The 25,599-nt window shown below is 64.0% G+C and carries 20 protein-coding genes and 1 pseudogene; 12 read left to right on the top strand and 9 right to left on the bottom strand.

Annotated features, from left to right (window positions below; translation table 11 throughout):
- Positions 1-50: 50 nt before the first annotated feature.
- The 4 genes from D769_RS09055 to D769_RS09040 form a co-directional block, all read right to left on the bottom strand.
- Positions 51-1,040 carry an FAD:protein FMN transferase gene (locus tag D769_RS09055; protein WP_040010957.1) on the bottom strand — a complete coding sequence of 330 codons (990 nt, stop codon included), beginning with the start codon at positions 1,038-1,040 and terminating at the stop codon, positions 51-53.
- The gene (locus tag D769_RS09050) at positions 1,021-3,219 is read right to left on the bottom strand and encodes a PepSY domain-containing protein (RefSeq protein ID WP_008644224.1); all 2,199 of its coding nucleotides are present in this window, start codon (positions 3,217-3,219) and stop codon (positions 1,021-1,023) included. The genes D769_RS09055 and D769_RS09050 overlap by 20 nt, the downstream gene beginning before the upstream one ends.
- Before the next feature lie 48 nt (positions 3,220-3,267).
- Positions 3,268-3,735, bottom strand: coding sequence for a DUF2271 domain-containing protein (locus D769_RS09045; RefSeq protein WP_008644222.1), 468 nt, complete (start codon positions 3,733-3,735; stop codon positions 3,268-3,270).
- 113 nt (positions 3,736-3,848) lie between these two features.
- Entirely contained in the window at positions 3,849-4,274 is a 426-nt protein-coding gene (locus tag D769_RS09040) for a PepSY domain-containing protein (RefSeq protein ID WP_008644221.1), read from the bottom strand.
- A 149-nt stretch (positions 4,275-4,423) separates the two neighbouring features.
- Here D769_RS09040 and D769_RS09035 point away from each other — a divergent pair, with 149 nt between their 5' ends.
- The 3 genes from D769_RS09035 (at position 4,424) to D769_RS09025 (ending at position 7,240) form a co-directional block, all read left to right on the top strand.
- On the top strand, positions 4,424-5,083 hold the full coding sequence (locus D769_RS09035; RefSeq protein ID WP_008644219.1) for a response regulator transcription factor: 660 nt from the start codon (positions 4,424-4,426) through the stop codon (positions 5,081-5,083).
- A gap of 2 nt (positions 5,084-5,085) precedes the next feature.
- Positions 5,086-6,438: a HAMP domain-containing sensor histidine kinase gene (locus tag D769_RS09030; RefSeq protein WP_008644217.1), complete on the top strand. Its 1,353-nt coding sequence runs from the start codon at positions 5,086-5,088 to the stop codon at positions 6,436-6,438.
- 226 nt (positions 6,439-6,664) lie between these two features.
- On the top strand, positions 6,665-7,240 hold the full coding sequence (locus tag D769_RS09025; protein WP_008644215.1) for a DUF2478 domain-containing protein: 576 nt from the start codon (positions 6,665-6,667) through the stop codon (positions 7,238-7,240).
- Positions 7,241-7,260: 20 nt separating this feature from the next.
- Here D769_RS09025 and D769_RS09020 read toward each other — a convergent pair whose 3' ends face one another.
- The 4 genes from D769_RS09020 to D769_RS09005 form a co-directional block, all read right to left on the bottom strand.
- Positions 7,261-8,868 carry an alpha/beta hydrolase gene (locus tag D769_RS09020; RefSeq protein WP_008644213.1) on the bottom strand — a complete coding sequence of 536 codons (1,608 nt, stop codon included), beginning with the start codon at positions 8,866-8,868 and terminating at the stop codon, positions 7,261-7,263.
- Positions 8,869-8,904: 36 nt separating this feature from the next.
- Positions 8,905-11,667: an HAD-IC family P-type ATPase gene (locus tag D769_RS09015; protein WP_008644212.1), complete on the bottom strand. Its 2,763-nt coding sequence runs from the start codon at positions 11,665-11,667 to the stop codon at positions 8,905-8,907.
- Between the two features lie 91 nt (positions 11,668-11,758).
- Positions 11,759-12,673 carry a polyphosphate kinase 2 family protein gene (locus tag D769_RS09010; RefSeq protein ID WP_008644210.1) on the bottom strand — a complete coding sequence of 305 codons (915 nt, stop codon included), beginning with the start codon at positions 12,671-12,673 and terminating at the stop codon, positions 11,759-11,761.
- Between the two features lie 372 nt (positions 12,674-13,045).
- Positions 13,046-13,246 carry a hypothetical protein gene (locus tag D769_RS09005; RefSeq protein WP_008644208.1) on the bottom strand — a complete coding sequence of 67 codons (201 nt, stop codon included), beginning with the start codon at positions 13,244-13,246 and terminating at the stop codon, positions 13,046-13,048.
- A gap of 189 nt (positions 13,247-13,435) precedes the next feature.
- Here D769_RS09005 and D769_RS09000 point away from each other — a divergent pair, with 189 nt between their 5' ends.
- The 5 genes and pseudogenes from D769_RS09000 to D769_RS08980 all read left to right on the top strand — a co-directional run bounded on the left by D769_RS09000 (position 13,436) and on the right by D769_RS08980 (position 19,243).
- Positions 13,436-13,900 (top strand): DUF305 domain-containing protein, encoded by a 465-nt coding sequence (locus D769_RS09000; protein WP_008644206.1) that lies wholly within the window; start codon positions 13,436-13,438, stop codon positions 13,898-13,900.
- Between the two features lie 62 nt (positions 13,901-13,962).
- A complete protein-coding gene (locus D769_RS08995) occupies positions 13,963-15,402 on the top strand; it encodes a YncE family protein (RefSeq protein ID WP_241227847.1) in 1,440 nt (479 codons plus the stop codon).
- 39 nt (positions 15,403-15,441) lie between these two features.
- Positions 15,442-15,975: pseudogene (locus D769_RS08990) on the top strand (RNA polymerase sigma factor); the annotation flags it as partial.
- Positions 15,972-16,787, top strand: a complete 816-nt coding sequence (locus tag D769_RS08985; RefSeq protein ID WP_008644200.1) for an anti-sigma factor — start codon at positions 15,972-15,974, stop codon at positions 16,785-16,787. The pseudogene D769_RS08990 and the gene D769_RS08985, both read left to right, overlap by 4 nt.
- A gap of 473 nt (positions 16,788-17,260) precedes the next feature.
- A complete protein-coding gene (locus D769_RS08980; RefSeq protein WP_008644198.1) occupies positions 17,261-19,243 on the top strand; it encodes an alkyl sulfatase dimerization domain-containing protein in 1,983 nt (660 codons plus the stop codon).
- Between the two features lie 70 nt (positions 19,244-19,313).
- Here D769_RS08980 and D769_RS08975 read toward each other — a convergent pair whose 3' ends face one another.
- Positions 19,314-20,726 carry a DUF2252 domain-containing protein gene (locus D769_RS08975; RefSeq protein ID WP_008644196.1) on the bottom strand — a complete coding sequence of 471 codons (1,413 nt, stop codon included), beginning with the start codon at positions 20,724-20,726 and terminating at the stop codon, positions 19,314-19,316.
- Positions 20,727-21,285: 559 nt separating this feature from the next.
- Between D769_RS08975 and D769_RS08970 the strand changes: the two genes are divergently transcribed.
- The 4 genes from D769_RS08970 to D769_RS32645 all read left to right on the top strand — a co-directional run bounded on the left by D769_RS08970 (position 21,286) and on the right by D769_RS32645 (position 25,539).
- The gene (locus D769_RS08970) at positions 21,286-21,819 is read left to right on the top strand and encodes a hypothetical protein (protein WP_008644193.1); all 534 of its coding nucleotides are present in this window, start codon (positions 21,286-21,288) and stop codon (positions 21,817-21,819) included.
- Between the two features lie 319 nt (positions 21,820-22,138).
- Positions 22,139-22,948 (top strand): DUF2092 domain-containing protein, encoded by an 810-nt coding sequence (locus tag D769_RS08965; RefSeq protein WP_008644191.1) that lies wholly within the window; start codon positions 22,139-22,141, stop codon positions 22,946-22,948.
- A gap of 11 nt (positions 22,949-22,959) precedes the next feature.
- On the top strand, positions 22,960-23,493 hold the full coding sequence (locus tag D769_RS31655) for a hypothetical protein (RefSeq protein ID WP_040010956.1): 534 nt from the start codon (positions 22,960-22,962) through the stop codon (positions 23,491-23,493).
- Positions 23,494-24,012: 519 nt separating this feature from the next.
- Positions 24,013-25,539, top strand: coding sequence for a DUF4347 domain-containing protein (locus D769_RS32645; RefSeq protein WP_241227845.1), 1,527 nt, complete (start codon positions 24,013-24,015; stop codon positions 25,537-25,539).
- Positions 25,540-25,599: the final 60 nt, after the last annotated feature.

Here is a 25,599-nt window from a genome sequence, read left to right as displayed (position 1 = left end):
GCGCTCGGGGCGCTCGGGGCGCTCGGGGCGCGAATCGCGCTAGTGCCGCGTCAGCTTGACGGCGCCTCGTCGGAAAAGCATCCAGTTCCGATCGGGCGCAGCGCCCCGCCATCGCGCACGATAAAGAGGGCGTCGAGGCCGCGCTGCCGCGCGTAGTCCGGCCCGGCCTGCGCGCCGAGCACCATCAGCGCCGTCGCATAGGCATCGGCATCCGCGCAGGTCTTCGCCACCACCGTGACCGATGCCATCCCACCCGCCAGCGGCGCACCGGTACGTGGGTCCATCGTGTGCGAAATGCGCGCGCCGTCGGCATCGGCCCAGCGCCGGTAATCGCCGGACGTGGCAATGGCGGCATCTGCCAGTTCGATCACGCCCATCGCCGCGCGGCGCTCATAGTCCGGGGCCTCGAGGGCGATCGCCCACGGCGTGCCTTCTGGCTTGTTCCCACGCGCGCGCATCTCGCCGTCGATGCCGACCAGCCAGGATTCGATGCCGTGCTCGCTCAGCACACGCCCGAGTTCATCGACGCCAAACCCCTTGGCGATGCCACACAGATCGAGCGCGACCGGGCCGAGCTTGCGCACGCGGCACAGCCGCACATCCACCTCGAGCAGTTCTCCTGCTGGCTGGCGGGGACTTGCGCCGGCCGCCTCACCGAGATCCGGGTGCGAAGCGTGTGGCATCCCGGACGGTCCGAACCCCCAACGGTCGACCAGATCGCCGACGCCGATGTTGAACGCGTTGTGCGTATCACTGCCGATCTTCAGCGCCCGCGCAAGCAGGGTCGCGAGGTTCCTGGAGACCGGCACCCAACCGCCCCGCGCAGCACGGTTCAGTCGGGACAGATCCGAGTCTGCCTTCCAGTTCGACATCTGCGCATCCACGGCGCCAACCGCCACGGCGAGTCGTTCCGCCAGCACCGCTTCATCCATGCCCGGCGGCGCGTAGTATGCCGCCGTGTAGCGGGTGCCCATGGTCGCGCCGCTGACGCGACAGAGCTCGAGCGCCGTGTCTGACCGATTAGTAGACGTCCTCGACATAGCGTCCCTCCGCTTTGAGTTGCGCGACGGACAAGCCGGTGTCCGTCAGGATTCGCTCCCACGCCTGTGCCACACCCTCGGCCATCTTGCGACCGCCGCACACCATGATCTGCGCACCGTGGGCCATCAGCCCGCGCAGGCTCTGCGCATCGGCGACCAGTCTTTCCTGCACATAGGTCCGGTTGCCCGAACGTGAGAACGCGGTCGTGAGCGCGTGCAGCCGCAGGTCGGCCACCAGGCCCTTCAGCTCGTCGCGATACAGGTAGCTGTCCTCGGCATTGCGCGCCCCGAAGTACAGGTGCATGGGCCGGCGTGCCGCGTTGTGCCGGATAAAGCCAATCAACGGGCCGATCCCGGTGCCGGCCCCGATCATGATCACGGGTGTATTCCCTGGTTCGGGCCGGAAGCGCGTGTGCGGCCGGATAAATGCGTCGATGGTGTCGCCGGGGCGCAGGTCCGTGAGGTACGTCGAACACACGCCTTCAGGCAGCCGCCGCACACAGATCTCCACCACACCATCCGCCGCGCCACTCGCAAGCGAGTAGTACCGGGGCGACGTAGCGCCGGGCGGCACGATGCCGAGCAGATCCCCGGTCTCGAACGTGGGCAGCCCTGGCCGGAACAGCGTGGCACGCTGCTCCGGGACGAAGCGCAGGACCGAGGTCATCGCCTCAGCGCCGACGCCGTAGTCCTCACGCGAGAGAAGCTTGAGCGGCACGCTGGGTGGCAGCATCGGCGTGTAGCGAATATCAAGCGACACCCCGAGCGTCGTGGCCAGGCAGTCGCACCATTGCCGGAATTCCGGCTCCGACTGCCGGTCCACCGTGCCCGGATCGGCAAGGGCCCGCAGTCCCTTGCCCAGCAGCGCATCGTGCACCGCGCTCGCATAGCCGCAGAACGCCGGGAACTGGCGATCACCGAATCCCAGCACCGCAAAGTCGGTATCGGCTGGGACCGTCAGGCGATTGAGCTTCGACAGGAAATGACTTGCGCTCGCGGGTGCATCGCCATCGCCATACGTGGCGGTCAGGACCAGCAGCCGCTTTTTCCCACGATAGCTGTCCGCCAGCTCATTCATCGGCGCGGTATGCACGCGCAGGCCTGCCTCGGTCAACGCGGCATGCAGCGCGGAAGCAAAGCCCCATGTGGTGTTGCCCTCGGAGCCCACCAGCAGCACCGTATCCGCGTCGCGTGCCGGCACATTGCCGGCCAAGGTCGGCACGGTTCCCCGGCGACGCAGCCAGAGCAGCAGGCCCGTCACTGCCAGCACCGGCACCGACAGCGACGACGCACCAAGCATCAACCCGAGCCACCACATCCCCTGGCCCGTATGCAACATGCGGACAGCCGCCTGCGCGCGCTGCCAGCCGTCGGTGGGCTGGAAGGCGAGCATCTTCCCCGTCACCGGATCGATATACCCGGCGCCGTCGGTCGTATCCAGTTCGATGACGTCGCCCTGGGCATCGGCATGGGCGAATGTCAGTTGGTGCAGGTCTGCGCTGTCGATACCCAGCGCGGGCATCCGCTCCAGCGGCATTGCCGGGGCCGCCGCCGCATGCACACTGAGCACAGGGTCCTGGCCGCCGCCTTCCGGTATCAGCCCGAATGTCGTCATCGACATGACAAGCCCGGTCACCGCCGACAGCGTCAGCCCTAGCAGCGCCACGCGCGCGGTCTCGTTGTGCACGCGCTGGAGTCCGTTGCCGCGGATCGGGCCGAGCAGGTGCTTCCACCCGCCCATGCGCCGCGCGAGCAACGCCAGCCCGGAAATCGTGACGAGGAGCATGAATGCGGCCGTCACGCCGGCCGCGATCCGGCCTGCGTCGCCGAGAAACAGCTTGCGATGCAGGTTCTTCATCCATCGCCAAACCAGCGAGGTGACATAGTCTCCCGTCGCCTTGCCGCTGGCAGGGTCGATGATCGAGGCGCGCTGCTGACCGTCGACCTCGTGATACGCGATGAACGTCCCTGACGGCCGCCGCGCAAGCGCTTCGACGCCCGGGATTTCCGTCTGTACGCGGCTCGCGAGCGTGGCCACGCTAACCGAAGCCTGGCCCGCGCGAACGGCATCCACACGTTCAAACGCCGGATTCACCGACAACACCGCGCCCGATAGTGCGAGGATCGTCATCAGCAACGCGGCGACGAGTCCTGGAACCAGATGGAGCTTGCGTAGCATCGGTGGACCTCCTTTTTTCTTTATCGCGTGTTGTTGTGGCTGCCCTGCTTACAAGGCATAGCGGAACGACTTCACGTAGCCATTGCCGTTCACCGGCTTGTTCGCGCCGGATGTGGTCAGCGGCACGACGACCTCAGACGGGTACGCCTTCATATCCTCCACAGCGGTATCGATATGCACCTGATATCCGGCATCGATCAGCGTGTCCGCCAGATCCAGCGTCACGCGCAACGTCTTCCCGGCGCCAACACTGGCGCCGGAGATGCCATCCACTTTCGCGGCGCCCCCTGCGGCGCGATACCAGTCGCGCAGGTTCTTGTGATACTTGGCCTTGGGCCCGGCCACCCACAACGTGCGCTGATAGCGTCCGGCGTTATCGGTCAAATAGAGAGCGACGTAGGCACCGTCTCCGCCATAGTTGGACATCTGCGTCTCGAACGAGACCTGACGCGCGGAAGCGAGTGACGGCACGGCGAGCGCGCCCACAAGCATGGCGACAGGAAGTGCGGCTTTCATCTGAATGCTCCTGATTTGTGCAAAGCGGGGTCGTCGTTCCTGGCCAGTCGGCACACACGCTGCGTGAGCGGTGCCGCTGGCGAGGAGTACGCGGTGTGGATCCGCAGTTGGCTTCAGCGGATCTCGACCTGGGGCTTGGTAGCCGGCGTCGACGAACTGTCGGTGGCCGCATTCGCGGGCGCTGTATTCACCACTGCATTCGCCGGTGTCCTGCCCGCGCCGCGATCGCCGTGATCCCCTTCCCGCTTCATGCGCACGACGTCGAGCGTGACGGGATCAATCTTGGCCTTGAAGCGCTGACCGTCCTTATCGCGGCCCTTGATTTCATAGCAACCGTCGTCGATCTTGAGCTTGTCGACCTGCCAGCCTTTCTGTTGCGCCATGGCCCGGACCGCATCGCGCGGCTTCCAGTCGTTGATCGGCGCCTCGCAGTCATCGCGGTCGTGCGCCTGCACCGTGTGAATACCCACCGTGGCACCACCGAGCGCAAGCATCGCGAGCACGACGGTCTTTCCCATACCAATCCGAAGGCGTTTCATTGCGGCATCTCCTTGTTACGTGTGGCTTCCTTGGACGCCACAATGCGCCGCGAACCTGAAGCGAACCTTGCGATGGCAGAGAATTTTCTTCATGTTCGCGACAGGTTCGCGTGGCAATATCATGTGATACATGCTTCAGGGAAGCCGTAATGAGAGTTCTTCTCATCGAGGATGAACCGTGGCTTGGGCAGGCCGTCCGCGACCAGATCGAAAAGGACGGGCATCCGACCGACTTCGTGGCCAATCTCGCCGATGCGCGCCGACATCTTTCGGCCGCAACCTACGACCTGATCCTGCTAGACCTGCTGCTGCCCGATGGCCGCGGCCTTGATTTCCTGCGTGAACTGCGCGCGAGCGGATCGAACGTGCCCGTCATCATCCTGACCGCGCTCGATCAAGTGTCGAATCGCATTGCCGGTCTGAATGCCGGCGCGGATGACTACCTGGTCAAGCCCTTCGATCTGTCCGAACTGTCCGCGCGCGTCAGCGCGGTGGCGCGTCGGTACGCGGGTAATCCGAATCCATTGGTGAATCTTGGCGACCTGCGCATCGACACGGCCGGGCATAGCGTGATGCGCGGCGAAACCCGCGTCGACCTGACGGCCAGCGAATGGGCGCTGCTTGAAGCACTGATCCAGCATCCGGGCATGATCGTGTCGCGGGCAAGGCTCGAGGAACGGCTTTACTCCTTCAACGAGGAAGTCGGCAGCAACACCATCGAGGTCCATATGAGCCGGCTGCGCAAGAAACTTGGCGCGGATGTCATCGAGACCTTGCGCGGGCTCGGCTATCGACTCAGGCGGGACTGACGATGCTGCGCAGCCTGCAGGGCAGACTCTCGGCGGCGCTGGTGGCGGGGCTGGTCGTGCTGGCGTGCGCGGCGGCGGCAGCATCGATCCACGTGCTGCGCCAGGAAGTCGATCGTATGTCGGACAGCGCGTTGCAGGAAGCCGCGCAGCGCCTGCTGCCACTGGCGCTCACCGACATCATGCGTCGCGAGGCCGATGACGATGAGGACGACAGCAGCCGCGTCACCGCCGTGCGGCCCCACGACGAATTGCTGACCTACGTGGTCCGCGACGACAAGGGCAGTCTGCTGCTGCAGTCGCATGACGCCGATCTCAGTGTCTTTCCGGCCGGCCTGAAGCCGGGATTCTCGTCCACCCTTTCACATCGGATCTACACCGAACCCGGATTGCAGGGAACGGTTGCCCTGACGATCGCCGAACCACTTGCCGCCCGGCGGCAGGCAAAAGTCGCGGCCGCACTCTCGGTCGTCAGGGTTCTGATCCTGTTTCTTCCCGTCGGCCTGATCGGCATCTGGCTGATCGTCCGGACGGGACTTCAGCCCATCCGCCGGTTCTGCGGCAGCATCGCCGCGCGCGGCCAGAGCGATCTGACATCGCTTGAAAAGAGCGGACTGCCCACGGAGATCGCGCCGGTGGCTGATGCGGTCAACGGCCTGATGGCGCGCCTCGATCGCGCGCTGGCTGCCGAGCGCAGCTTCACCGCAAATAGCGCGCACGAACTGCGCACGCCGATTGCGGCGGCGCTCGCGCAGACGCAGCGTCTCAAGGCCGACATGCCGACCGACGACATGCGGGAGCGCGTGCAGAACGTCGAACAGTCATTGCGCACGCTGGCGCGGCTCAGCGAAAGCCTGATGCAGCTCGCGAAGGCCGAGAACGGGCGTGTGCTCGGTGACGCGCCGCAGGATTTGCGTCCGGTGATTGAACTCGTGATCGAGGACTTCCGGCGCATCGCGCATACGCCAAACCCGATCACGCTCGACCTGCCCGATCAGCCGGTCGAATCCTGGATCGATCCCGACGCCTTCGCGATCGTGGTGCGCAATCTGGTCGACAACGCGCAGAAGCACGGCGCACGTGGAGAACCCGTGCGGGTGTCGCTGTCGGAGGCGGGGGCATTCACCGTGGCAAATCGCGGGCCTGTGTTGGCCGAGAACGACCTGGCACGCCTGATGAAGCCATTCGAGCGTGGCGCGACAACAGCCAGGGGCAGCGGTCTCGGGCTGGCCATCGTCGAGGCAATTGCTCGCGGGGCTGGCGCCACGCTTACCGCGCGTTCACCGGCACCGGGGTGGCCGGATGGTTTATGGATCACGATCGACGGCTTGCCGCTTGCCTCGATGACGCCTCGGTGATCCCTCCAACCACGGGAATCCGTGGCGTCTGGCAGCAAATCCGCAGCCGGCGAATCTCATTCCGTTTAACCACTATCAACTGCTCGCCAGCTTCTGCATGATAGCGTCATATAGCTCACTATATTGCGATTGACAAAGCGCGTCCGTTGCGTGGCGGGATTCACTCCCCCGACCGGCCGCAACGACCATTTTCGCTATCCGTTCTGAACGCCATAGGAAACGACAAATGTCACAGGATTCCCATAGCGAATCCAAGCCAGGACACGCTGGCGATAGCGCGGCACACGTCTTGCCGATTGCTGCAATCGTCCATGCGGACCACGCCGGCACGGACCGCCTGCTCGCCAAATTCGTCGACGGCCTGCGCCATGCCGGACTGCGGATTCACGGGCTCGTGCAGGAACGCGCGGCGAATGCCGACAAGACATCCACGATGCTTGTGGACCAGCACAGTGGCCAACGCTACCCCCTGTTCCAGAACCTCGGCTCGGGCTCGACATCGTGTTGCGTCGATGCAGGCAGCATTGCCGCGGCGAGCGTCGCCATGCGCCGCGCCGTCGAGGCGCGACCTGACCTTTGCGTGGCCAACCGGTTCGGTGGGCTCGAAGCCCAGGGCGGTGGACTCGCTGCCGAGATGCTGAATGTGGCCGCCGCCGGCATTCCGCTGCTGACCATCGTCTCGAACGACTATCTTCGGGCCTGGCGCGCCTTCACGGGCGATTCGGGCACGGAGCTGCAGCCGTCGATCGAGGCCATGTACCTGTGGTTCGCGGGCCTTCGCGCGCGCCATGCACGTTCATGAAGCAGGCGATCGGCCCGTCGCTACGGCATCACCACCGAATCGAGCTCCACGTCCTGCGCCTTGCGCAGCATCTCGTCAAACTCGGGGTCGGTATCCGGAAAACTCGCTTGCGCCGCAGGCCCCGCGCGGCGAGCACCAGCGGGCCGGGCACCCGACGCGCGGGCGGGTTCGGCGATCACCTCGTCGATGCGCGCAAGCAGGTACGGGAAGAACGGATTGGAAGAGATCCGGAACATCGAATCGAGGCTGACCATCAACGCGCCGCGCTCACCACGCGGTGCGATCGCGCCGAGCGAAACGCCGAAGCGCGGATTGCCTGCATCCATCGGTTGTATCCCGTATAGCTCGTCGTCCATCGGGAACGGGATCGCTACGTGCGACAGCGAAAATACCTGCGCCGGGTAAGTCATCGCGACCGGCCGCTTCGTCTCCTCCGTGGCGCCTGCGTCCACCACGCGCGCTGTCACGCCGTCCGCCCCCTCCGCTTCATTGCCGATCATCGTCAGCCTGTAGCTCACCGGCAGCGCGGGCAAGAGCCGGGCAAGCGCCTGCGTTGACGCCGGATCAATCAGAGGCCCAAGCTTGGCACGCCGGTTGACGTCGAACAGCACCAGTTCACTGCCGTTGTCCGGCAGGCTCGCGTAGAGCCGTCGGACGATTGCCGGGGTGCTCACTGTGAAGTCGATCACCGACTGAAAAGTCAGCACGGGAGGCAGGTCCTGCAGCCCGCGCTCGCGCGCGACGCGCGCAATCTGGTCTTGCAACGCGACGGTCAGCCGATGGGATTGCCGCGCCCCATTGACGGGAAACGAGTTGTACTTGAATGGATTGAACTCGGGCACGATTCCGAGCCACGCAGCCTTCTCGAAGGGCGGCAGCAATGCTGGCAGCGCGGCCAGCCCGGCGAACCGCGCATAGCGGGTCACGCCGATCATCGGCGAGATCAGGATAATCCGGGCCGGTCGCTCCAGCCTGGGGTCTTCAAGGCTATCGAGCGCGTACTTCATCGCCAGCGCGCCGCCATTGGAGAAGCCAACCAGATGGATCGGACGATCCGCACCGGCCTGAAGCCGCGCCTCGCGCACGGCAAGCCGCGTCGCCGCCATCCAGCGCTCCCATTCAACATCAGAGAGCCCGGCCGGTACCGTGCCATGGCCGGGAAGGCGAATGCCGATCGCAACGAAGCCGTCCTCCACATACCGTTGGGCGATATGCCGCAGGCTGTACGGCGAATCGGTCAGGCCATGCAGCAGGACGACCGCGCCCACGGGCTTTCCGGCCGGACGCATCTCGTACGAACGGTTCCAGTCGTGCTCGAAGCGCTCCGGGTAGATCGGGCTGCCCTCGAAATAGCGGTTCGAAGGGATTCGCGCCGCGGGCGGCAGACGGTCACTGACGTGCCGTCTGACCTGCTCGAACAGGGCGTCTTCCTGCCTCAGATAGCGGCTCCAGTCGGACCGGTCGATCTGCTCGGCACCGAGTTCGTCGGGCACATAGGTGTGCCAGAGCTGCAGCTCCGGCCCCCGTGTCGCGTCATAGGCGCGCAGCGCCAGTAGCGCCACGCCAAGCACGACCAGCACGATCGCGGCGATGCGCACCTTGCTGGTCAGACGGGATCGCACTTTCATCTGTGGAACAGGGCCCATGCTGATTGCGACATGCGTTCAGGGCTTGCGCCTGGCCGCGCCGGCCCGCTGCGATGTCACCAATGCGGTCAGTGGCGGGGAGGATCGAATGACGAGCTTCTCGAACTCCACCACGAAGAACAGCACCACGCCTCCGGCGATCAGCCATAGCCAGTGCTCCACAGTCAGTGCCTGGGTATCGAAGATCAGCTGGAACGGGTACCAGTACGTGAACAACAACTGCAGCACCACAACGCCACCGATGCCATACCAGAGATACGGATTGCTCGAGTGGGCGCGCACGGATAGCGAGGATTCAAGCAGATGCCGGCTGTTGATCAGGTAGAAGATCTGGCCTAGCGAGATGGCGTTGACGGCCGCCGTTCGCGCCATTTCATCCGTCGCACCATGCGCCTTCATCACGAAGAACGCCGCGAGTGTGTAGATGACGAGCGCCACGCCAACGAAGCAAATTCGCCATACCCCGAAACCGGTAACGATCGACCGGTCGATCGAGCGTGGTGGCCGGCCCATGACGTCCGCTTCGTGGGGCTCGAACGACATGGCCAGGCCCAGCGCGACGGAGGAAACCGTGTTCACCCACAGGATCTGCGGCGCGGTGATTGGCAGCGTGAACCCGATCAGGATCGCGATGGCGATCACGGCGCCTTGCGCGATGTTCGTCGGCAGCATGAACAGCATCGCCTTCTCGATGTTGTTGTAGACCGTGCGACCTTCCTTCACGGCCGCCGAGATCGACGCGAAGTTGTCGTCGACGAGGATCATCCCTGCGGCCTCCTTCGTCACCTCTGTGCCCTTGATGCCCATCGCGACGCCGATATCGGCCTTCTTGAGCGCGGGTGCATCGTTGACGCCGTCGCCGGTCATTGCCACCACCTGCCGGTTGGCCTGCATCGCCTTCACGAGTCTGAGCTTGTGCTCGGGGCTGGCGCGGGCGAAGACATCGACCTCTCGCACGCATTCGCGCAGGGCCGCATCGTTCATCGCCTCGATCTCAGTACCCGCCACGGCCGTGCGGCCATCGCCGATCCCGAGCATTCCCGCCACGGCGGCCGCCGTGACCTTGTGGTCGCCGGTAATCATCGTCACCCGGATGCCACCTTCATGGCATTCCCGCACGGCGTCGATCGCCTCCTTGCGCGGCGGGTCCATCAGGCCGACGAGGCCGAGGAACACGAGCGTGTTCGGCAAGTCCTTCGGTTCGAGGCCGCCCTGGGGCAGGCCCGGATCTGGCAGCCAGGCAAGTCCCAGCACCCGCTCGCCCTGCGCGGCCATGCGATCTCCCTCCCTCGCGAAGTACGCGCGGTCGAGCGGCACCGCGCCATTCGCGGTTTGCTGGTGATCGCAATGTTCGAGAATCACCTCCGGCGCCCCCTTTACCAGCAGCATCTCGCCGTCGGCCGAGCGGTTCAGCGTCGCCATGAACTTGTGCTCGGACTCGAATGGAATGGCGTCGATCCGTGGCGCGGCCACCCCCTCGGCGGTGCGGTCCATGCCGAGCTTGGTGGCGAGCGGATAGAGCGCGCCTTCGGTGGGGTCGCCCTCCACTTTCCATCGACCGTCGTCCTCGAAGAGTTCGGCGTCGTTGCACAGCATCGACACGCGACCGATCAGCGCCAGCGGCAACGGCACGGCGTCCAGCGGCTTGCCCTCCGTGCTGAGCGCGCCTTCCGGTGCGTAGCCGTGGCCCGTCACTGCATACGATGCATCGGCCGTCACGACCGATGTCACCATCATCTCCATCATCGTCAGCGTGCCCGTCTTGTCCGAGCAGATGCGCGAGACGGAGCCCAGCGTCTCCACCGCCGGCAAACGACGGATGATGGCATTGCGTTGGGCCATCCGCTTCACGCCAATCGCGAGCGTGATGGTGATCAGCGCGGGCAGGCCTTCCGGGATGATCGACACCGCGATGCCGACGATCGCCTGGAACAGCTCCACGAAAGTCATCTTGCCGAGCCAGTGCCCCCAGGAAAACAGCACGACACTGAGAACACCGATGGCCGCCGTGATGACGTAACCGAACTTCGTGATCTGCCGCAGCAGCGGCGTCTCCAACGGATTGACCTGCCCAAGCATCTCGTTGATGCGGCCGAGTTCCGTCTGACTTCCCGTTGCCACAACCACGCCGGTGGCCCGGCCGGAGACCACCATCGTGCCGGAGAACGCCATGTTCTCGCGGTCTCCCACGGTGGACTTGGCGGGCATCGGTACCGTCGTCTTGTCGGCGGGCACGGACTCGCCGGTGAGCGCCGCTTCCTCTGTGCGCAGGTTCCTGGCTTCCACCAGGCGCAGATCGGCGGGGACCTTGTCGCCCGACTCCAGCAGCACGACATCGCCCGGCACCAGTTCCTCGGCGTCAAGCAGGCGGGCCGCGCCACCACGCAACACGCGTGCATCAGTGGAAAGCATGTTGCGGATCGAATCCAGCGCCTCTTCGGCCTTTCCCTCCTGCAGGAAGCCCAGCAACGCGTTGAGGATGACGACGGCGAAGATGATCGATGCGTCGAGCCACAGGCTCAGCATCAGCTTGGTGAAGGCCGACGCGATCAGCACATAGATCAGGATGTTGTTGAACTGGGAGACAAAGCGCGCGATGGCGCCGCGCTTCTTGCCCTGGGGCAGCCGGTTGGGTCCGTAGGTACCCAGCCGCGCGGCGGCATCGTCGGCCTCCAGGCCCTGCGAGGGATCGACACTGAAACGCCGCTCGACCTCATCGGCGGTCATGGCGTGCCAGGGTGTTTCCTCCACGCCTGATACCACGGTATCCGCTTCACTCATCTTGCATCCTCCAGGTTGCGGCGCCCGTCATGCGGCGCCATTCGCCGTCGCACTGCTTTACCTGATGTCCCGCCTGCTTTCGCTTCCTTGCCTACTTCGCCGCCTTCTTTTCCCCTTCGAGTTCCTCACGCGCCTTCGCCAGCGCCTTCGCCTGGTCAGACGATATCTCGGGGTACTGGAGGTTCAACTTCTCCACGGCCTCGACAACGGCCGCCGCGACGACAAGCCGCGTGAACCATTTCTTGTCGGCGGGCACGACATACCACGGGGCCGCCTCGGTGGAAGTCGCGCGGATCGCCGCCTCGTAGGCCTGCATGTACTCGTCCCAGTGCCGGCGCTCGCGCACGTCGGAGGGTGAGAACTTCCAACTCTTGTTAGGTTTATCAAGGCGCTTCAGGAATCGCCGTTTCTGTTCCTCGTACGACAGGTTCAGATAGAACTTGAGAATGATCACGCCCTGCCGCGTGAGGTAGTCCTCGAAGCGGGCGATGTCAGCGAGCCGTTCGTCCCAGATCTTGTCGGTAATGAGTGCCGGCGGGATCTTCTGCGCCTCCAGCAGGTGCCGGTGCACCCGCACCACGAGCACGTCCTCGTAGTAGGACCGATTGAAGATGCCGATGCGTCCGCGCTGGGGCACCTTCGCAAGGTATCGCCAGAGAAAATCGTGCGAGAGTTCTTCATGGGACGGCTGCTTGAACGAGAAGACATCGCACCCCTGCGGATTGATGCCAGACATGACGTGCTTGATCGTCCCGTCCTTGCCGGCCGCGTCCATGGCCTGGAACACCAGCAGCACCGACCAGGAGTCCTGCGCGTAGAGCACGTCCTGCTCTATCGCCAGCCATTCCGATCCGTGGCGAAGCAGGTCCGCCGCCTCGCCTTTCTTCATCTCGAAGCCCAGCGTATCGGCAGGATCGAAGTCCGCCAGACGGAACCCCTCGCCCTGCGTGATGCGGAACGGATTGATATAGCTCCCCAGGGTGCCCAGTATCTCTTTGCGAGGCATTGCCAACTCCTCCCCAGCTTCGGCCGTCGGCAACGCACTGCCAACGAACAAAAAAGCCCTGACGTGGCTCCAGGGCTCGATAGCCGCGACAAGCGAAGTGCTATGCGCTCGCTCCCGTCCCGACTCTAAATTGACTGTAGCAGGTCACACGGAAACCGGAAGCCCTATCTGTCACTTTTTGCCAGGGACGGCATTGTCAAGAGCAGCGGCTCGGTGCCAAGCAAGGCGCAGCACGATATCGCGCTGGAGACGATTTGCAGCGTGGATGGGGTTCGCTCGATTCACGACAGCTTGAAGGTGGCCTCACGCTGAGGATGGGCGAAAGCGAGCGGCGGTAAAACAGTCAGGCTCCGCAGACGAGCCTGCGTGCGGCTAGCACTGGCCCTTCTTGGCCTTGCCGGGCGGGCAGAAGGACTCGTTCCCGTACTGGTCGACACGACAATTGCCCTTCTTCGCCTGTCCCGGCGGGCAGCCCGGACCAGCGGCAGAATCATCATAGGGGTACGGGCCGACGGCGCACCCCGTCAGCAATGCGGCACATGAGACGATCGTCAGCAGCAGAGCCTTCATCATTCCTTCCCTCCTGAAAATCGAAAAAAGGATACTACGGCACTCCGCGCGGGGAAACGTGAAGCTGGTAATCGCGTGTAACGATGCCAGAGCCGCCGAAAAATAAATCCGCCCTAGGTGGAATAAGCACCCCCCTCTCCGCGTCTACCCAACAACGGCCCGCTCCGGGCCCATGGAACGACGCGAGGAATCATGGTCTCCTTCTATCGACTGCCCACACCGCCAGCCATTGGTGCGGTGCTGTTCCTGCTGACGGCGCTGACCGCTGCCGCACCCGCAACCGCTCTTGCCGCCACCGCCACTGGCTCGGACGCCGAGCGGTTCGCGGCGGAGAACGAAGTGGCGATGACAAGAATGATGGACGGCATGTCGGTCCACCCTAGTGGCAATGTCGACGAAGACTTCGCGGCGATGATGATCCCGCACCACCAAGGCGCCATCGACATGGCCATGGCGGAACTCCGCTACGGCAAGAACGAGCAGCTCAGGCGCATCGCGCAGGAAATCATCGTCGATCAGATGCAGGAGATCGCCGCGATGCGGCTGGCGCTTGGACAGCCGCTTCCGCCGTCCGCGCCAGCACCAACCCAGCCGGCGGCATCCACACCGTCGCCGTCGCAGCCCGCCAACCACGACCACTCCGCCCACGCGCACTGATGCAAGGCCCGATCATGAAACCCAGCCCCCTTGGACACGCCATTTCGCTTTCCCTCGCGTTGATGATCGGTGCCGCCGGCATCGCCAGCGTCGCCCTTGCCGGCCAGGCCCCTGGCCCATTGAATGCGCCGGACGTGCCCATCAGCCACCGGGACCGTGTCTACGCGGCCGAACAGTTCTCGAACACCGTCTCCGTCACCGATCCGGCCGACAACCGGTTGCTCGGTGTTATCCGGCTGGGCGACCCCGCGCCCGGCAATCTGAGTCCGTTGTACCGCGGCCAGCTGCTGGTTCACGGCATGGGCTTCTCGCCGGACCATCGCACGCTCGCGATCGTCTCCATCGGGTCGAACTCAGTGTCGTTCATCGATACGGCCACCAATGCGGTCAAGCATGTCACCTACGTGGGACGCTCGCCGCATGAGGCGTTCTACACGCCGAATGGCAAGGAAGTGTGGATCACCGTGCGCGGCGAAAACTACATCGCAGTTCTCGACGCCGCGACGTTCGCGGAGACCGCGCGCATCAAGGTTGCCGACGGCCCAGGCATGCAAATCTTCTCGCCGGACGGCAAGTACGGCTACATCTGCTCGTCGTTCAACCACGAAACGGCGGTCGTGAGCGTGGCCGACCACAAGATCGTGGGCCGCGTGAAGCAGGAAAGTCCGTTCTGCCCGAACATCGCGGCGACACCCGACGGCAAGCAGGTCTGGTTCACGCTGAAAGACGTCGGCAAGACGCAGGTGTTCGAGGCACAGCCCCCGTTCCGCCCGATCAGGACAATCGAGACCGGCCCGATCACCAATCACGTCAACTTCGCGCACACGGCGGCGGGCACGCTTGCCTATGTCACGATCGGCGGCCTGAACCAGGTCAAGGTATTCCGCACCGACGACTTCTCCCCGGTGGCCACCATTCCCGTGGGTAGCCTGCCTCACGGTGTCTGGCCGTCGGGCGACGGGAGCCGGATCTACGTCGGACTGGAGAATGCCGACAAGCTGGCCGTCATCGATACCGCCACGAACCAGGTCGTCGCCAACGTGCCGGTAGGTCAGGCGCCGCAGGCGATTGCCTACGTGCCGAATGCGGTACCCGATGGCGATGGCACACAAGGACTGCAGCCGCCAGGCCTGGCTGGCCAGAGCACGCAATTGAAGTTGCTGCGTGTCGAGAACGGCAAGCCGGTGGCCACGGACAACGCCCCCACCAGCGTGACGCTGTTCGACCAGGGCCTGCTTCAGGTTCTGCAGGCCTCGGCAACGGGGCTGCAACCGAAGCACGCGTACGTACTGGCGCTGGCCCGCCATGCGGACGGCACCGGATCGCTGGAGCCGCTCGCCTCGTTCATGACGAACCCCGCCGGCTCGGCTATTGTCAATGCAATCGGCCCCATCCGGCAGATCGTGCAGGACAACGCCACCGTGGAGGGACGACGCTTTCTCGTCATCGCCCCGTCGGAAAACGGCAAACCCGCCGCACCTGTTCAGGTGCAGGCGCTCTAGCCCAAGGACGATCATGCTGTCCCCCCTGAAGGAGACACCGCTGCCGTGAAGGACTTGCTGCAACAGGTCGAGCCGATGATTCCGGCGTTGCGCCGCTATGCCCGCGCGCTATTGCGCGAGCAGGCGGCCGCGGACGATCTCGTGCAGGACTGCCTGGAAAAGGTCATCACGTACTGGGACAGCCGCCGCAGCCGCGCGGACACCCGTAGCTGGGTATTCGCCATCCTGCATAACCTGGCGATGACGGCCCTGCGCCGCCATGCCAGCGCGCAAGGGCTGCACGTGGCTATCGACGACGTGGCGGAGTCCCTCATGACCGTGCCGCCGGCCCAGGAAGACGCACTGCGTTATCGGGACCTGCTGAGCGCAGTCGATACTCTTCCCGCCGAACAGCGGAGCGTGCTCCTGCTGGTCTCGGTGGAGGAGATGTCGTACGCCGAGACCGCACGCATTCTTGAGATTCCCGTCGGCACCGTGATGTCGCGCCTGTCTCGCGCGCGGGAAAAACTACTGAGGCAGATGGAACCCGGCCTGAAGGCGGCCCCGGCATCCGGACTGCGGAGGGTCAAATGAACGAGCATCGACCGATACAGGAAGAGGAACTGCTGGCCTATGTCGACCACGCGCTCGACCCCACGCGCCTGCGCGAGATCGAGGCATACCTGCAGCAGCATCCCGACGTCGCGACCCGCATCGAGGGCTACATGGCCCAGCGCGAGCAGCTGCGCGCCGCGCTCGCCCCAATCGCAGACGAACCGGTTCCGCCAGAACTGAACCTGCGGCACATGCTGACGGCACGACGCGCCCGCGCCAGCCATCCGTGGCGGCTGGCGGCTTCCGTCTTCGTCGCCATGTGCCTTGGTGGCATCGGTGGCTGGATGGGACGCGGCGCGACCGAGCCGCCCACCGGCGGCATCGCCGCACTGGCGCGCGAAGCCACGGCCAGCTTCCAGGTATTTGCCGCCGACCCGATACGTCCCGTGGAAATGGGCGCCGCCGACAGCAACGACCTGGTGAACTGGGTCTCCTCGCGGCTGCGTCGCCCGATTGCCGTGCCGGACCTCGGCAAGGCAGGCTATCGCTGCATCGGCGGGCGCCTCGTCGCCACCGAGCATGGACCCGCCGGCCTCTTCATGTACGAGGACGGTCACGGCACACGCCTGGCGATGCTGGTACGCCCGATGGCCATCGAAGGCGACACACCAATGAAGGCACACGTACAAGCCGGCGTGGCGGGGTACTCATGGGCCAATCAGGGCCTTGGATACAGCCTGGTGGCATCGGCGTCCACCAGCGGCCTCCATCCCCTTGCCGACGAGATGCGCCGGCAGATCAATGGACGGGATGGATCGGTAGGCCCCAGCAGCAAACATCCTTCGCTGTAGGGGCGGCCCGTCGGCTTCCGCTTGCACCCAAGGGCACTGCCTCTGCCCTTCACCTCAATGGCGTACCGTCGATGCGCCATCAGTACTGCTCACCTGTTCACCGTGGCACCGGGTTGCGAGGATCAAGAACTGCGAACGGATCCACGCAGTCCGGCAGCACCACCGGTTGCGAACGTCACGGACAAGACTCTGCCGAACGATCCGCTTGTCACGTAACACCCGAAATCTGCAACGACAGGAACGGCATTCTCAGATACGTATTCCATCGAAAACCGCAGGGCAAATCTAAAGCAAATATTTCATGTCGAGGCGCATCCTGCACCCAAAAAACTAACTTCTGACACTCAGGAAGTTCGCTCAGAATTCTGTGCAGTCAGGCTCGTACTTGTCGGGATACACGGGTCCGCACACCTGGCCAACGCCCCCATAACCAGGCCGGCACAAATTCGATTGGGACAATCAAAGAGGAAAACATGAAGAACAGCCGATTTCGCGCGAGCGTCGTGACGCTCGTCTCCGCCGCGGTGCTCTCCCAGTTCGGCGCGGCCTATGCCCAGGACGCGCGGAAGGACGCCACCGGCGCGACCAAGGCCGCCAACCAGAAACTCCTCAGCGAATTGCCTTTCTCGGATCGCTCCGATTTCGATGACGCACACCGCGGCTTCATCGCGCCACTGCCGAACGCGCTGATCAAGGGTCCGTCGGGCAACCCCATCTGGAACCCGAACCAGTACGCCTTTATCAAGGAAGGCTCCCAGGCGCCTGGCACGGTCAACCCGAGCCTCTGGCGTCAGGCTCAGCTGATCAACATCAGCGGCCTGTTCCAGGTGACCGATGGCATCTATCAGGTTCGGAATCAGGACCTGTCGAACATGACCATCATCGAGGGCAAGGAAGGCATCACGGTCGTTGACCCCCTCGTCTCGGAAGAAACGGCCAAGGTCGCCATCGATCTCTACTATGCCAATCGCGGCCGCAAGCCCGTCAAGGCGGTGATCTACACGCACAGCCACGTTGACCACTATGGCGGCGTGCGTGGCGTGATCAGCCAGGACGACGTCGCCTCCGGTAAGGTCAAGATCTACGCGCCTGAGGGCTTCCTGGAAGCCGCGGTGGCGGAGAACGTCATGGCCGGCAACGCCATGAGCCGCCGCGCCAGCTACATGTACGGCAATCTGCTGCCCGCCGATGAAAAGGGCCAGGTCGGCGCCGGTCTCGGCACCACGACCTCGGCCGGCACCGTCACGCTGTTGTCTCCGACGGACACGATCACCAAGACCGGTGAAAAGCGCGTCATCGACGGCCTGACCTACGAGTTCCTGATGGCTCCTGGCTCGGAAGCTCCGGCCGAGATGCTGTGGTACATCGAGGAAAAGCGCGCGATCTCCGCAGCCGAGGATTGCACACACACGCTGCACAACACGTATTCGCTGCGTGGCGCCAAGATCCGCGAGCCGCTGCCCTGGTCGAAGTACCTGAACCAGGCCCTGACCATGTGGGGCGCCAAGGCGGATGTCATGTTCGCCCAGCACCACTGGCCGAGCTTCGGCCAGAAGAACGTGGTACACCTGCTGCGCCAGCAGCGCGACCTGTATCGCTATATCAATGACGAGACGCTGCGCCTGGCCAATCAGGGCGAGACGATGGTCGAGATCGCGGACAAGTTCAAGCTGCCGCCCGACCTCGCCAACATGTGGGCCAACCGTGGCTACTACGGCTCCGTCAGCCACGACGTGAAGGCTACCTACGTCCTTTACCTCGGCTGGTTCAATGGCAACCCCGCCACGCTGGACGAATTGACGCCGGTGGAAGCCAGCAAGCGCTACGTCGAGTTCATGGGCGGGGCCAGTGCCGTGCTGTCGAAGGCCAAGCAGGCGTACGACAAGGGTGAGTATCGCTGGGTGGCCCAGGTGGTCAACCACGTGGTGTTTGCCGATCCGTCGAACAAGGCCGCCAAGAACCTCCAGGCCGACGCGCTCGAGCAACTGGGCTATCAGGCCGAATCCGGCCCGTGGCGCAACTTCTACCTGACCGGTGCCAAGGAATTGCGCGAAGGCGTGAAGAAGCTGCCCACGCCGAACACCGCCAGCGGCGATACGGTGAAGGCCATGACGCCGGAGATGTTCTTCGACTATCTCAGCGTTCGCGTGAACCGCGCCAAGGCGGCCAATGCGAAGATCGCGCTGAACGTCGACTTCGGCAAGGAAGGCGGCAAGTATCTGCTGGAACTTGAGAACGGCGTGCTCAACCACACGGCAGGCGTCGAATCCGCCAACGCGGATGCCTCCGTGGCGATGTCGCGCGACACGCTGAACGGCATCATCCTGCAACAGACGAAGCTGGCCGACGCGATCAAGAATGGATCGGCGAAGGTCACTGGCAATCAGGCGAAGCTCGACGAACTGGTGAGCTACCTCGACCACTTCGAGTTCTGGTTCAACATCGTCACGCCGTAATGTAAAAAAGGCCCCGGCGCTTGCCTCAAGCGCCGGGGCCTTTTGCCGCTCGTTAGTCTGAACGCGGTGGCTACATGCGGAAGTCCGCCGCCATGTCCTCGTCACTGCGGGCTTCGATCTTGCCCGTCCGACACGCGAGCTTGAACGCCTCGTAATCCTTCAGATTCTGCGTGGCGCAGGCGAACGAGTAATCGGTGATCGCATCGGCGAACCGCTCCCCGCTGCCCAGGTAGGCCGCGATCTCCACTGCCTTCCCGCTCGCCTTCGCGTGCGCGCGTGCCAACGCCCAACCGCAGAAGCGCGCATATCCCTGCAGTACCCCGTTGCTCATGCGTTCGACGTCGGCCGATACTTTCATATCGCGCAACTGGCGGAAGTAGAACTGTCGATTTGCCGGACCCGACGTCCAGCCAAGGAACGCATCGCTGGCCGCCTGAAGCAGGCGCTGACCCGAAACGACACGCTGCCCCTGATGGGCCGGACCTTCAGCGTCATAGTGAAGCGCGATTACCGAGTCCCTGGCTTCCTTGACCTGCAGGAACAGCGGTTGCTCGTGGCTGTCCACCATCAGCAACACCAGGCAGAAGGTACCCACACTGCCAACACCTACCACCTTGAAGGCAACGTCCTGCAGGGAAAAGTGATCGATCAGCGCGCGTCGCTCCGAGGGGAGCGTTTTCAGATACCCGTCGAACGCGCGGGCCAGCTTGCCTCGCCACGCCTCGGTGTTGGACCATTGGTCGTGCTCGCCAAGCAGCGAAGTGGGGCCACTGGGATGAAAGATCGCCGGCGGCGCGTCCTGAATCCACCATTGGCCGTCACGCTGCGCGGCCATCTTGTTCAACATGCTTTCGTTGGTCCGTCCTGCGGCCTTTTCCTTCGCCTTGAGAATCGTTCGGCGGCCCTCTTCGCTCGTCGCGGCTTCGAGCATGCGTTCGAACGAGACAATCTCGTTCCAGAGATCCAGCGCGCTGTACCCGGCGTACTCCTCCATGCGGTCGCGGTATTCGTGCACAGCCGTCGCCACGATGTCGCTGACCGTGTCCCGGGCGATACCCATATGCTCGCCGGCAATGGCCAGGCTTCCGGCAAGCCGCTTGACGTCCCACTCCCAAGGGCCCACAGCCACTTCGTCGAAATCGTTCAGATCGAAGACAAGCTGCCGCTCCGGCGTGGCAAAGCCCCCGAAGTTCATCAGGTGCGCGTCGCCGCAGATCGGGAATGCGATGCCTGCATTTGCCGTGGCGGCAAGATCGTGCGCCTGGAGAATCGCGCTGCCACGAAAGAACGTGAATGGCGACACCGACATGCGCCCATAGCGCAGCGGCACCAGCGCCTCCACGCGCCCCGCGCTGTTCTGCTCCAGCAACGCCACCGGATCGCGGTCGGTGTTGCCGATCTCGGCATTTGACGATCGCTTTGCGCGGCTGCGCGCTTCACGTCCGATCGCCTGCCGTTCTGCCAGAGTACGGATGTCTGCCATTTTCGGGCCTCCTGTAGGTGGGATGCGGTGACATGCGGAGCGCTGCCGCGTGAATGGATCGGCTGCCTGCCTTCCGAACGCAAGGTCGGGCATACGGAGGAAATCTAGTGTATGGCAACTGCCGTTCGTACTGTGTGCGCATCGCCACCCAATGTATCCCGCTTTCCACTTGCGAGACACCGGAAATCATGGCGTACCGGACACTGCCCCGAAGGGCAATTGATTACCCCGACTACCTATGGCTTCAGGCGCGGCCTGGGACCACCGAGGCAGCAGTGCTATCGCAGCTTCTGACACGTCCGTCATTGCCACGCCATCTGTCCCAACACGCTTGAAGCAACCCATGACCATCGACTGAATCCTTTTCATACGCGCAAGAGAAGATTCACTTCATAAGGAAACCGGCTTCAGCGATAGTTTGATGCCGGCTGCCGGCAACATCGCACTTCTCACGCATACGCCATCTGGCCTATAACGTTGAGGGCGCACTTGCGCCGCCAGCCGTGTTTCATTCGCCACTCAGCCAACGCTGCGGGCGCCACTGAATCAGGGGATTGAAATGAGCAAGCTGATCGGGACGATCAAGCACGAATTCATGGAGATGCTGCCGCCGACGATCTACTTCTTCGTCATCCTTCATATCGTCGCGATCATCCGGGCACTCATGGTCAAGGGAACTGGCATCGAGCTGGAGACCACCGCGTCGGTGGCATTGGCTGCCCTGGTCCTCGGCAAGGCAGTGTTGCTGGCCGACATGCTCCCGTTCATCAACCGGTTCCCGGAAAAGCCGTTGATCTGGAATGTTGGATGGAAGACGGTGATGTACAGCCTGGTGGCCCTGTTCATTCATTATCTGGAGCGCCTTTACGATTTCTGGAAGGAGGCGCCCGGCTTTGCCGCAGCCAACAAGCTGCTGGTCTCCGAGATCAATTGGCCGAGGTTCTGGGCAATACAGATTCTGCTGCTGACGCTCGTGCTCATGTACTGCACCCTCGCCGAACTGGCGCGTGCGATTGGTCGCGAAAAATTCAAGCGGGCGTTCTTCGGGCCGCTCCCGGACAACATGGCCCGTCGGTCCGTCAACGAAGGCTGATCAACACGCTCACCGCGTTTCCGCGCTGATCCCACTTCGTCCCATACATCGCGATCGTGTTAGCTGCCGCCCCCGCCTCGCACGTGCACCGCAATCATCACGCGCCAACGCCGCAGCGTGGATTCGGCATGCCTGCGCAGTTGAACCGTTACGGGATTCCATGCGGCCGGCGACTTCGTCCGATCTGGTGGCCCGGACGATCCATGAATACTGCAGTCAGCCAAACCCGTTCTTCCACGGTCGCCAATGGCGGCCGTCTCAGCAGGCCATGCCCACCACCGGAATCCGGCGAAGGCATCCATATCCAAGGGGGTTCGCTATGAATCGTGCATTGTGTATTGCCGCGCTGGCCATTTCGCTGGGCGCGTGCAGCAGTCCGGCCCCGCAGGCCACCTCTTCACCCGCGCCAGACACCCAGACGGCTGCCACGGCGCCGCCGCCAGAAAGCAAGCCTGACGCCAACGCCGTGAACCCCGATGCCATCCAGGCCTTGAAGGACATGGGTGGATACCTGCAGACGCTGAAGCAGTTCTCCGTCAAGATCGACCTCGATGGCGAACGCGTGCTCGAAGACGGACAGAAGCTGCAGCATTCGGCCAGCGCCCGCGTCGATGCCGATCGACCCGACAAGATGCGTGTGCAGATGCGAAGTGCACGGGCACAGCGTGACCTGTACTACGACGGGCATAAGGTTGCGCTCTATTACCCGGAAAGCAACTACTACAGCACGGTCGACTCGAGCGACAACCTGAGCAACCTCGTGGTCAAACTGCGGGAGCGCTTCGGCATCGAGGTACCGGTTGACGACCTGTTCCTGTGGGGCACGCCGAATGCACCAACGAACGGCATCACATCCGCCATGGTCGCGGGACAGGACTTGATCGACGGCCAGTTGTGCGACCAGTACGCATTCCGTCAGGGCATGATCGACTGGCAGATCTGGATCGCCTCCGGTAACCAGCCACTGCCGCGAAAGATCGTGGTCACAAACCGGAGCGATGAAGCACGGCCGCAATCCGTGACGTGGCTGACCTGGAACCTGAAGCCGAAGTTCACAGCTTCCACCTTCCATTTCACGCCGCCCAAGGGAGCGAAAGTCGCCGAGTTCGTCCCCCTCAAGAATCAATGAAGGAGCCACCAATGAAACACTCTCTCAATCAGGCGATCGTAGCGCTGCTGGGTGCAGTCATCGTGGTGGCAAGTGGATGGGCACCCGTTGCCGAAGCACGCGGCGGTGGCGGTGGTGGTGGATTTCACGGAGGCGGAGGCGGAGGTGGGGGCGGCGGTGGACGGGGTGGTGGTGGCGCGGCAGTGAACGCGCAGGCACACAGGCCGGCTGACGCACGCGCCAACAACGTCCGCAGCACCAGCGTGAACAGTGTCAACACCAATCGGAACGTCAACGTCAACACCAACCGGAACGTCAACGTCAACGTTGAAAACCACGGCGGTTGCTGCGGCGGCGGCTGGGACAATGACTATCACCCGGTGGCAACCGCGGCGGCGGTCACGGCGACCGTGGCGGTGACCTCTGCCGTCATCGGCTCCGTCGTACGGTCCGTTCCGCCAAGCTGTGCGCCAGTCAATTACGGCGGCATGGTCTACCAGCAGTGTGGCACCACGTGGTATCAACCGCAGGGATCACAGTACGTGGTGGTGAACGCGCCGTACTGATGGCAACCTGAGCGGTTGCTCCGCCGCATCGCATTCGCAGGCCGATGACGCTGCGGCGGGGGCTGCCAGCAAAGGCAGCCCCATTTCCCCGCAACCCAAATTGCGGCTCGGTCCAAAGCGGAAACTGACGTCCGCATGAGCCGGTGCATGGCGCGGATGCCGCGACATGCACCGCAGGAAGTTCATTCGAGGCGCTCGCCCCGGATGGTATGGATCTTCACGGTGACCCTGTGCAGTAACGGGTAGCCCTTCCGGGACCCGGTCCGGGAATCTGCCTTCCGGGATCGGCCCTTCTTTTCCCCACACCACACGCGAATGCACACGCGCCAGATCGCTGACAGCGTCAAAAATTGACGACTCGAATTGCCCCGCAATATCGAAGGTTCTAAAGCGGCGTTCTCAAAGAATTCAACCCGAACTGAGGACGCAACTCTTATATTGAATTACTCCCGTTCCACTTGCAGGCTGGGCAACGCATGACCGCTTCTGCCTGCGATGCATGAGAAAGCACGCCTCGCGATGAAACCGGAAGCCGCCCTCAAATTCCAGCCATCGAGCCGCACCCTGGCACTGGAGCCTCGCCTGCTGTACGACGCCGCCGCTGGTGCCGCTGTCGAGCAGCAGCACTCGCAACAACTGGCCCAGCCAGACGCAGTCAGGACTGCCCCGACCGACGCACACGCCCCGGCGCCCGATGGTCATGCGGCAACCCAGCAGTTGCTGGTGATCGATGCCCGCATCAATGGCGCCAACGAACTCGCGCAAAGCGCCACGCCGGGAACGCGTGTCGTCGTGGTGGCTGCAGGCCAGGACGGCGTGGCGGCGATCCAGGCCGCGCTGGACCAGCTCGGACAAGTCAGTTCGATCCAGATCCTCGGCCATGGCAATCCCGGCGAGATCACGCTGGGCACCAGCCAGCTCACCGCCGCATCCGCTGACATCAACCGCGCCGCCGAATGGGCGAGCCACCTGAGCACGGGCGCCGACATTCTGCTTTACGGTTGCCGCAGTGGTGCGGGCGACAGCGGCGAAGCGCTGATTCAGCGCCTTGCCGCCGTAACGGGCGCTGACGTGGCCGCCTCGACCAATGACACAGGTTCGGCTGCCGCCGGCGGTGACTGGACGCTTGAAAAGAGCACCGGCCCGATCGAGAGCCACCTCGACATCAATGCCGACGAACTGGCCCACTACAACGGGCTGCTGGCCAATGCCAGCCCCACCACGACGCTCGGCAGCAGTGGCGAGACCATCTTGCTCGGAGGCACCGCCACTTTCGAGGTGACCTTTACCAACCCGTCCAGCCAGCCGGGCTATGCGCCCTATATCGACGTATTGCTGCCGGCCACGGGCTATGACGGCGACGACGGCGCGACGTTCGTTTCAGCCACCTACCAGGGCATCGCACTCAACGCGCAGATCATCACGTTCGGGGCGGACGGTACCGCCGTTCATCCGATCGCCAAGGACGCCAGCGGCAACCCGCTGATTCTCCGCGCCGCCGATTACGGCTACCGCGCCGGCGACCAGCTCGTCGTCCTGGAGTTGCCGTACGCCAGCTTCGGCAACGGCCAGCCCTCCGCCACGGTCGACATCACGGTCAAGCTAAGCGAACTGGCCGATGCCAACCAGCCCCACGTGATCAGTGTGCGAGGCGGCTTCCAGTACGGCAACGACGCGCTCGACAATCCGACCCAGGACCCGACGCTGATCGAGGCGTCATGGGACAAGTACACCCTGGAATCGACACCGCTGGAGATCACCCAGACGGTGGACATGGTCGAAGGCGAGACCGTGACCGGCAGAACTTCCCCCACTCGCTCACGGTCACCACCACGCCGGCTCCCGGTCAGACACTGCACAACGTCCAGGTCACGCAGGACCTGCCCGACACGATTCGCGTGGAGAGCATCACGCCGGGCGCGGGCGGACTCGTGTTATCGATCACGCTGGCGGACGGCACCGTCGTCACTGGCCAGACAGCAATTGCCAACGCCCTGGCGGGTGGCGCGTACCTGCGCTCGTACACGGTCGTCTACCCGACGCTGACGCAGGCAACAAACACGGTCGTGGGCTTCTACGTGGGCGATACGGACAGCACCGGCGCAC

It is taken from the genome of Cupriavidus sp. HMR-1 (assembly GCF_000319775.1).
Lineage (GTDB): Bacteria > Pseudomonadota > Gammaproteobacteria > Burkholderiales > Burkholderiaceae > Cupriavidus > Cupriavidus metallidurans.
This window is presented reverse-complemented; position numbering and strand designations above follow the sequence as displayed.

Excerpts from the sequence above, each read along its gene's own strand:
- D769_RS09055 (WP_040010957.1), bottom strand. The coding sequence starts at position 1,040 with ATGTCGAGGACGTCTACTAATCGGTCAGACACGGCGCTCGAGCTCTGT.
- D769_RS09050 (WP_008644224.1), bottom strand. The coding sequence starts at position 3,219 with ATGCTACGCAAGCTCCATCTGGTTCCAGGACTCGTCGCCGCGTTGCTG.
- D769_RS09045 (WP_008644222.1), bottom strand. The coding sequence starts at position 3,735 with ATGAAAGCCGCACTTCCTGTCGCCATGCTTGTGGGCGCGCTCGCCGTG.
- D769_RS09040 (WP_008644221.1), bottom strand. The coding sequence starts at position 4,274 with ATGAAACGCCTTCGGATTGGTATGGGAAAGACCGTCGTGCTCGCGATG.
- D769_RS09035 (WP_008644219.1), top strand. The coding sequence starts at position 4,424 with ATGAGAGTTCTTCTCATCGAGGATGAACCGTGGCTTGGGCAGGCCGTC.
- D769_RS09030 (WP_008644217.1), top strand. The coding sequence starts at position 5,086 with ATGCTGCGCAGCCTGCAGGGCAGACTCTCGGCGGCGCTGGTGGCGGGG.
- D769_RS09025 (WP_008644215.1), top strand. The coding sequence starts at position 6,665 with ATGTCACAGGATTCCCATAGCGAATCCAAGCCAGGACACGCTGGCGAT.
- D769_RS09020 (WP_008644213.1), bottom strand. The coding sequence starts at position 8,868 with ATGAAAGTGCGATCCCGTCTGACCAGCAAGGTGCGCATCGCCGCGATC.
- D769_RS09015 (WP_008644212.1), bottom strand. The coding sequence starts at position 11,667 with ATGAGTGAAGCGGATACCGTGGTATCAGGCGTGGAGGAAACACCCTGG.
- D769_RS09010 (WP_008644210.1), bottom strand. The coding sequence starts at position 12,673 with ATGCCTCGCAAAGAGATACTGGGCACCCTGGGGAGCTATATCAATCCG.
- D769_RS09005 (WP_008644208.1), bottom strand. The coding sequence starts at position 13,246 with ATGATGAAGGCTCTGCTGCTGACGATCGTCTCATGTGCCGCATTGCTG.
- D769_RS09000 (WP_008644206.1), top strand. The coding sequence starts at position 13,436 with ATGGTCTCCTTCTATCGACTGCCCACACCGCCAGCCATTGGTGCGGTG.
- D769_RS08995 (WP_241227847.1), top strand. The coding sequence starts at position 13,963 with ATGATCGGTGCCGCCGGCATCGCCAGCGTCGCCCTTGCCGGCCAGGCC.
- D769_RS08985 (WP_008644200.1), top strand. The coding sequence starts at position 15,972 with ATGAACGAGCATCGACCGATACAGGAAGAGGAACTGCTGGCCTATGTC.
- D769_RS08980 (WP_008644198.1), top strand. The coding sequence starts at position 17,261 with ATGAAGAACAGCCGATTTCGCGCGAGCGTCGTGACGCTCGTCTCCGCC.
- D769_RS08975 (WP_008644196.1), bottom strand. The coding sequence starts at position 20,726 with ATGGCAGACATCCGTACTCTGGCAGAACGGCAGGCGATCGGACGTGAA.
- D769_RS08970 (WP_008644193.1), top strand. The coding sequence starts at position 21,286 with ATGAGCAAGCTGATCGGGACGATCAAGCACGAATTCATGGAGATGCTG.
- D769_RS08965 (WP_008644191.1), top strand. The coding sequence starts at position 22,139 with ATGAATCGTGCATTGTGTATTGCCGCGCTGGCCATTTCGCTGGGCGCG.
- D769_RS31655 (WP_040010956.1), top strand. The coding sequence starts at position 22,960 with ATGAAACACTCTCTCAATCAGGCGATCGTAGCGCTGCTGGGTGCAGTC.
- D769_RS32645 (WP_241227845.1), top strand. The coding sequence starts at position 24,013 with ATGAAACCGGAAGCCGCCCTCAAATTCCAGCCATCGAGCCGCACCCTG.